This is a genomic window from Acrocarpospora corrugata (assembly GCF_009687845.1).
In the GTDB taxonomy this organism is placed as follows: domain Bacteria; phylum Actinomycetota; class Actinomycetes; order Streptosporangiales; family Streptosporangiaceae; genus Acrocarpospora; species Acrocarpospora corrugata.
Map to the genome: position 1 here is coordinate 8,713 of NZ_BLAD01000132.1, position 6,734 is coordinate 15,446.

Below are 6,734 nucleotides of genomic sequence, written 5' to 3' on the forward strand. Positions count from 1 at the left end.
CTCGGCCAGGCTGTCCCTGGCCAGGCGGGCGGCGTTGTCGAGGTGGCGCCGCCACTCGACCGGGTCGTCCTTGGCCCGGGCGGCCGCCTGGACCTGGGTGATGATCCCGGCCAGTCCCTGCGCCAGCGTGTCGTGGATCTCCCGTGCCATGCGCTGGCGCTCGTCGGCGGCGCCCGCCTCGCGGGCCTGCAGGAGAAGTTGGGCCTGGAGCCCGGCGTTCTCCCGCATCGTCTCCTCCAGCTTGGCGTTGGCCTCGGCGAGCTGATCGACCATCTTCTTTCTCCGGACACTCTGGTCGGCGGTCATATCGCCGAAGCGGCTGACCAGGACGACCAGGACCACGATGGCGACGATGACCAGCACGTAGGAGGAGATGATGGCCGGATCAGGGCCGGGCAGCCCGCCGAAGTAGCCGGTGACCGCGGCCGCCGCCGTCGCGGCCACGCCCGCGATCCGCCATCTCCCACGCAGCAGGTGCCAGGAGTGGACGTAGCCGGTGAAGGCGAAGAAACCGGCGAACCACGGGCTGAGCAGGCCCAACGCCGCGACGAACGCCACCAGCCCGGCGATATAGAGGCCCGCCGCTTTGCCGTTCGCCATCCAGGCGGGGTGCAGAGTGACCATCCACAGCGTCCATCCCGCGGCGAGCGCGCTCAGGCCCAGGACGGCGAGCCGATAATCCCACGAAGTTTCTCCGGTGAGCAGCGCGAGCCCCGCCGAGACCGCCAGCGGAACGACAGCCAGCCCGGTGGCCAGCCGTCCTTCCGCGGTGTCGAGCGGGTCGGATGGCATCATCGCAGCCTCACTCCCAGCGGAAGATCCGGGCCGCGACCAAACCGATGACCAGCGCATATACCGCCATTATCGCAAGGAGCAGGGATTGCGTCGCCGCCCCGCTCCAGGCGTCGTAGATGGCCTGCCTGAACAGGCCGAGCGGGGTGAACTCGCCGATCGTGGCCAGCAGCTCGGGCATGGCCTCCTTGGGCTGCATCAGGCCGCCGAGGAAGGCCAGCGGGAAGTAGAGCAGCACGCCGATGCCGTTGGCGGCGCGCCCGCTCGCCGCGGTCGCGGCGATGAGCAGGCCGACCGCGAAGATCGCCGAGGTGCCGAGCAGGAAGGCGGTCACCATCGCCACGACGCGGGCGGGCAGGGCCGCCTGGAAGATCACCACCGAGACCGCGACGAGCACCGCCGAGGCGAGCAGCGCGAACACGAGCTGGAGGATCAGCTGCACGCTCAGCAGGGCGCCTGGACTGACCGGCGTGGTGGACAACCTTCGCAGGATGCCCCGCTCCCGATAGGTGGCCAGGGTGGTGGGCACCATGTAGAGCCCCACCAACCCGACCGCGATCGTCATCGACAACGAGGGCAGCGCGGTGTCCCCCGGGCTGGTCCCGCTACCGAAGATCACCAGGATGAAGAGCGGGACGGCCATGCTGAAGATCGCGCTGGGGTCGCGCAGCAGCAGCTTGGACTCGACCTTGGCGAGTTTGGAGAAGCCGGTCATCAGGTCTCCTGGGTGTCGAAGGTCCGGCCGGTCAGGGCGAGGAAGGCGTCGTCGAGCGTGTGCTGCTCGACCCGCAGCTCGGCCACCGGGACATGGTCACGCGCCAGCGCGGAGGTCACCGCGGTGGCGAAGTCGCCTCGGCCCGCGACGATCACCCGGTTGCCGGAGCGGGTCACCGACACCACCCCCGGCAACCCCGTCAGCACCGCGTCGTCGAAAGGCGCCAGCGGCCGGAAGCGCAGATGCTGGTCGGCGTCCACGGCCGAGATCAGGCTTGAGGGAGTGTCCAACGCGACGATCCGCCCTCGGTCGAACACCGCGACCCGGTCGCACAGTTCCTCCACCTCGTCCATGTGGTGGCTGACCAGGACGACCGTCACACCCGCCGCCCGAATCCGCTTGATCAGCTCCCAGGTGATCCGGCGGGCGGCCGGATCCAGCCCCGTGGTCAGCTCGTCCAGGAAGGCCACCTTCGGGTCGCCCACCAGTGCCAGGGCGATGAACAGGCGCTGCTTCTGCCCGCCGGACAGGGTCGCGAACCTGGCCTGGCGCTTGTCGGCCAGCCCCCACTCCTCCAGCAGTTCGCGCCAGTCCTTGGGCGCGCGGTAGAAGGAGGCGTACAGGTCGAGCGCCTCCCACACCTTGATGTGCTCCTGCAGGAGCGATTCCTGCAGTTGCACGCCGACCTGGTGGCTCAGCTCCCGCCTGTCCCTGACCGGGTCGAGCCCGAGCACCTTGATCGATCCCGAGTCGGGCCGCCGCAATCCCTCGGCGCACTCCACGGTGGTCGTCTTACCCGCCCCATTGGGCCCGAGGATGCCGAAGATCTCGCCCTGCTCCACGGAGAAGGACACCTCGTTCACCACCGGGAGCCTGCCGTACCTCTTGACGAGGTCGTTCACCTCGATAACTGCCATGCACCTACCTTGGCCGGACACCCCCTCGCCCGAACCGCCCGCCCGGCCATGATCCGCCGCTGATACGGCTGAGCCCGGAATCCACCGATCGGTTGATGCAGTCCTCCGAGGACTCCAGTACATCGCCCGGGCAGACGGCACCTCCAGCTTGCAGACGGAACCGCCACAGGCCAGCTTTGGGAACAGATCGACGATCGAGGACGCCTCACCGCGAAGCTACGCGAACTCGACAAGGCAATCGATCATCTGCGGAACATGGCGAGATGGCGGTCACCCACTGCCGCTGGGAGCGGTCGAACCGGTGCTCGGCGTCCTGCCGCGACAAGGTCTGCTGAATATGCAGGGGCGATCCGTCCAGGCCGCGCAGCATGTGGTCGGCTCTGGCGGTTCAGAAAGAAAGCCTCGCAAAGTCCTGCTGACCTTCACCGCTTACGAAAAGACGATGCCGCACCGGGGTTCCGGTGCGGCATCGCCGTTTTCAGGGGGTGGCGGGTGGGGTGCCGGCGCCGGTGCTGAGGTCCTGCGTCGCCCAGGCCGCGCCGACCATGGGCAGGTAGGTCTCCTGGAGGTGCCCGTTGGAGGCGTTGATGGTGTAGACGCTGGTGTAGCCCTCATGCACCACCACGGCGGGTGTCACGTTGGCCGCGGCCGGAGTGCCCGCGCTGGCGCTGAGGTCCTGGGTTACCCAAGCTGCGCCGACCATGGGCAGGTAGGTCTCCTGGAGGTGCCCGTTCGATGAGTTGATGGTGAAGATGCTGGTGTAACCCTCGTGCACGATCGCGACCGGCTTCGTCGCCGAAGCCGGGATGCCGGCGTCGGCGCTGATGTCCTGGCTGTACCAGGGGGAGCCGATGCCCGGCAGGTACGTCTCCTGGATATGACCGTCGGCGGCATTCCGCGTGAACATGCTGACATAGCCCTCATGCACCACCACCGGGCTGCCAGAGGGAGTGCCGGGAGCAGGGTCGTCGATGATGTTCTTGTAGCGAATCGGCCGGTAGTTCTGCATGCTCAACCACGACTCGGTGCCCAGCTGGCCGTGCAAGTTGGCCGTCGGGCCCTTGGCCCAGTCCATCTCCCAGCCGTTGCCGTCGGGGTTGCCCGTGCCGTTGAGGGAGTAGGTCACAGCGCCCTGGGTGTGGTCGTTGGGATTCTTCCAGCGGGCGAACAGTTCGATGTGGGTATCTCTGAGGATCGCGTCTCCGGGTAATAGTTCGTGCAGGCTGCCCAGATACCTCTTTCCAGCCCAGCTCTGGAAGTCGTAGGTGCTGTTTCCGCCCTTGCCGGAGTTGGCGGTGATGTTGCCAGGCCATGGAGACCAGGCCAGAGCAGTCCGGGCCGTATTTGTTGTCGCCTTCGACGTCGGTGTAGAGCGAGTTCGAGCGTCGCGACTGGTTGTATTTCACGTCGCGGCCGACCCAGTTCTGGGCGCGTGCGAGCACCTCGGAACGGGTGATCAGGCCGTCTGCTGAGGAAGCGGCATGCGCCGGCGCGGCAGTCACAATAGTCGTCACCGTGACACCCACAAAGCCGAACGTCGTCGCCGTCATCATGCCGAGTACGCCAGAGATAAATCGGTTAAGTTTCATGATTCCTTCGGTGGAAGAGTGTTTCTTCGTCCTGACACCGAAAGGTTCAATGGGCGTACTGAAATTGCACTGAAACCGCACTGAAAAAGCGTCTGGCTATCCAGTGATCTCGTCGGGCGTCAGAGTACGCGTGGTCTTCGCGGCAGCCAGGGTGAGCACCTCGCCGAGCGGGCCGCAGACCACGCACTCCTGGATGCGTTCGGTGCCGTCGTTGCTGGTCGTGGCCACGTGGCGGCCGTCGGGGCTGGCGGTGCTGGTGGAGTTGATGATGCCGACGGTGCCGTCCTGTCCGCTGCTGGCGAGCCGCCGTCCGTCCGGACTTACGGCCACGGCCTCGGCGGTCGGCCGGATCTCCACCGCTCTCCTGGCCAGGAGCAATGCCAGTTCGGGATCGGCCTGGAGTTGGCCGCGTGCGTCGGCCGCGACCTGGCGGGAACGGGCCAGGTCGCGTTCCTCGGCGCCCTGGACGACGTCCAGCGTGGCGAGGAGGCTGACCACGGCCAGGGCGGAGTCCAGTCCGGCCATGATCAGCCGCCGGCGCCGATGCCCTTGACGCTGTTCGCGGTCGTCCTCGCCGTGACCACTCGCTGGACGGGTCATTTGCTGCGCAAGCCGCCCAAGGCCGTACCACAACGAGGGTGCGTCTCGTCGAGGGCGCAACCTCCCGCTCGCCCCTTAAGTCAGCGGGTTCGGCAGGGTGTCGAGTTCGTTGAGCACGATCTGGCGCACCACCAGGTTGAAATTGGCAGGGATGTGACCGCTGAGGTCGAGCGGGGGCGCGGTCCTGGAGCAGGATGTTCTTGACGGAGTCCCCGGTGAGGAAACTCGATGTGTACGGCGTGACCACCCGGTCGAACTTCGTGGCGATCACTGTGTAGTCCACGCCGGGCACCGTGTCGCCCCCGTCGTTCAGCTTCTCCATGAAGTCGGAGCCGGTCAGCTGCTGCTGGCGGGCCTGCATACCAACGCGACCGCGGTGTCGAGCCTGAGCAGCCTGGCGAGGTTGGCCAGCCCGAGGGCGCTGGTGCCGTGGTTGGACGGCGTGATGCCGATCAGCTTGCGGACCTTTCCGCGCCTTTCAGGAACTTCAGGTAGTAGCGCGGCATCATTCCGCCCTGCGAATAACCGACGAGATCCACCTCGGATGCCCCGGTCTCCGTCAGCACCTTGTCGACGAAGTCCGACAGCTGCTGGGCGGACTGGGGTGTCGGTAAGACTCGGGCAGCCAGGTACACGCGATTGAGTTCGCCCAGTTCAGCGGTGGCACTACTGATCGGTGGGGAGATGTCTGACGGCGTCTTCGAGGTCGGCGTGGGTAGTCAGGGTGTAGCGGCGGGTGGTGTCGAGGCGGGTGTGGCCGAGGAGTTCGGCGACGACGATGTCGAGGCCCGCGCGCAGGAGGTTGGTCGCCAAGGTGTGCCGCAGGATGTGGGCGGAAAGGGCGAGGGCGCCCGCGTCGTCGAGGATGTCGGCGTCGGTGGCGAGTTCGTCCATGAGCTGGTCGACCGCCCGGGCCGACAGACGCCCGCCGCGGCGATTGAGGAACAGCGCCGGGGTGTCGGCGCCGGGCCAGGAGGCGCGGTCGGTGCGCCACTCGGTGATGGAGGTCCGCGCGGTGCCGTCCAGGAGCGGGATCTCGCGGGAGGTCTCGCCCTTGCCGGAGCGGACGATGACCTTGCCTTTGCGCGCCGAGAGCGGGACGTCGTCGTCGTCCAGAGCTGCGAGCTCGGCGATCCGGACGCCGGAGTAGGACAGCAGCCGGCCGATGGCGCGGTCGCGGGCGAGAGGGCGGCGTTCGACGGCGCGCAGGTAGCGCTTCTGCTGGCGGGCGTCCAGGGCGTGGGGCGCGAGCTTGGGGGCGTCGTCGCGGCGGACGACGGCGGGGCCGAGTCCGCGCTGGGTGAAGAAGTGGTCCAACGCGGTGAGGTGGGCGTTGACGGTATTCGACGCGCGGCGCAGCACGGTCTTCATGTGGGTCTTGTAGTCGCGGATGGCGAAGTCGCGGTCGTGGGCGTCGGTGAGCGGGTCGCCGTCGAGGCCGCTGGCCTCCAGCCAGGCGAGGAAGGTCCGGACCCGGGAGTCGTAGGCGCGGCGGGTGTCGCCGTCCAGCGGGGCCCGCTTCAGCGCTGCGGCGTACGGCGTGGATCGTGGTGAACCCTCGGGTACCGCTTGGTGCTGCCGCCCCACATCGCCCTCGCAATATCAGAAGTTGATTCGCCGGCTATTAGCTCCTAACGCAATGAGGCGAGTCTGCGCCAGCAGATCAGGGCGCAGGCCAGGCTGAGGAATGCTTCGTGGATGTCGGCGCGGATCTCCCAGCGGATGCGCAGGCGGCGGAAGTGGTGGAGCAGGGCGAAGGTCTGTTCGACGACCCAGCGGTGTTTGCCCAGGCCGGAGCCGTGCTCGGTACCGCGGCGAGCGATCAGCGGGCGGATCTGCAGGGCGCGGACCAGGCGCCGGTACTTGTCATGGTCGTAGCCGCGGTCGGCCGACATCGGGCCGCTGCCGTGGGCGGCCGCGCTTGCCGCGGATCTTCTACTCCAACGCCTGCGACATCACCGACGCCGCCAACGCCCTGGCCGCCGAAGGCCACCGCGCCTTTGGGCTGACGGACGGCCATCGCAAGAAGCCGGGAAGCCGAGCGCCGCCCGGCATCACGGCTGCCCACGCGCTTCCGTCCTCCGTCGTCCCAGGCCTGTCCGGCTCGGGCAAGCCTGCCCG

Annotated in this window: 8 protein-coding genes and 1 pseudogene; 1 reads left to right on the forward strand and 8 read right to left on the reverse strand. The window is 67.9% G+C overall.

Going from position 1 to position 6,734, the window contains the following annotated elements; translation table 11 throughout:
• From Acor_RS40495 to Acor_RS40530, 8 genes and pseudogenes are all read right to left on the reverse strand, one after another.
• Positions 1 to 795 (reverse strand): histidine kinase (locus tag Acor_RS40495; RefSeq protein WP_170317350.1); only part of this gene is annotated, 795 nt, incomplete at its 3' end.
• A gap of 7 nt (positions 796 to 802) precedes the next feature.
• Positions 803 to 1,507, reverse strand: coding sequence for an ABC transporter permease (locus tag Acor_RS40500; RefSeq protein WP_155342063.1), 705 nt, complete (start codon positions 1,505 to 1,507; stop codon positions 803 to 805).
• Positions 1,507 to 2,424, reverse strand: coding sequence for an ABC transporter ATP-binding protein (locus tag Acor_RS40505; protein ID WP_155342064.1), 918 nt, complete (start codon positions 2,422 to 2,424; stop codon positions 1,507 to 1,509). Before Acor_RS40505 ends, Acor_RS40500 begins: the two co-directional genes overlap by 1 nt.
• A 478-nt stretch (positions 2,425 to 2,902) precedes the next feature.
• Complete coding sequence (locus tag Acor_RS40510; RefSeq protein ID WP_155342065.1) at positions 2,903 to 3,550, reverse strand: hypothetical protein; 648 nt, start codon at positions 3,548 to 3,550, stop codon at positions 2,903 to 2,905.
• Positions 3,551 to 4,109: 559 nt separating this feature from the next.
• Positions 4,110 to 4,613 carry a WD40 repeat domain-containing protein gene (locus Acor_RS45255; protein WP_155342066.1) on the reverse strand — a complete coding sequence of 168 codons (504 nt, stop codon included), beginning with the start codon at positions 4,611 to 4,613 and terminating at the stop codon, positions 4,110 to 4,112.
• A 452-nt stretch (positions 4,614 to 5,065) separates the two neighbouring features.
• Positions 5,066 to 5,248 carry an esterase/lipase family protein gene (locus tag Acor_RS45260; protein ID WP_246239827.1) on the reverse strand — a complete coding sequence of 61 codons (183 nt, stop codon included), beginning with the start codon at positions 5,246 to 5,248 and terminating at the stop codon, positions 5,066 to 5,068.
• Positions 5,249 to 5,279: 31 nt separating this feature from the next.
• Positions 5,280 to 6,200: a tyrosine-type recombinase/integrase gene (locus tag Acor_RS40525; RefSeq protein ID WP_155342067.1), complete on the reverse strand. Its 921-nt coding sequence runs from the start codon at positions 6,198 to 6,200 to the stop codon at positions 5,280 to 5,282.
• A 44-nt stretch (positions 6,201 to 6,244) separates the two neighbouring features.
• Positions 6,245 to 6,545: pseudogene (locus Acor_RS40530) on the reverse strand (transposase); the annotation flags it as partial.
• On the opposite strand from Acor_RS40530, the gene Acor_RS40535 reads away from it, so the two are divergent.
• A partial coding sequence (locus Acor_RS40535) for a hypothetical protein (RefSeq protein WP_155342068.1) occupies positions 6,535 to 6,734 on the forward strand: 200 nt, incomplete at its 3' end. The pseudogene Acor_RS40530 and the gene Acor_RS40535 sit on opposite strands and share 11 nt — an antisense overlap.

Bases quoted from the DNA above. Each gene is read 5' to 3' on its own strand.
- Acor_RS45255 (WP_155342066.1), bottom strand. From the start codon at position 4,613: ATGACCCGTCCAGCGAGTGGTCACGGCGAGGACGACCGCGAACAGCGT.
- Acor_RS40505 (WP_155342064.1), bottom strand. From the start codon at position 2,424: ATGGCAGTTATCGAGGTGAACGACCTCGTCAAGAGGTACGGCAGGCTC.
- Acor_RS40500 (WP_155342063.1), bottom strand. From the start codon at position 1,507: ATGACCGGCTTCTCCAAACTCGCCAAGGTCGAGTCCAAGCTGCTGCTG.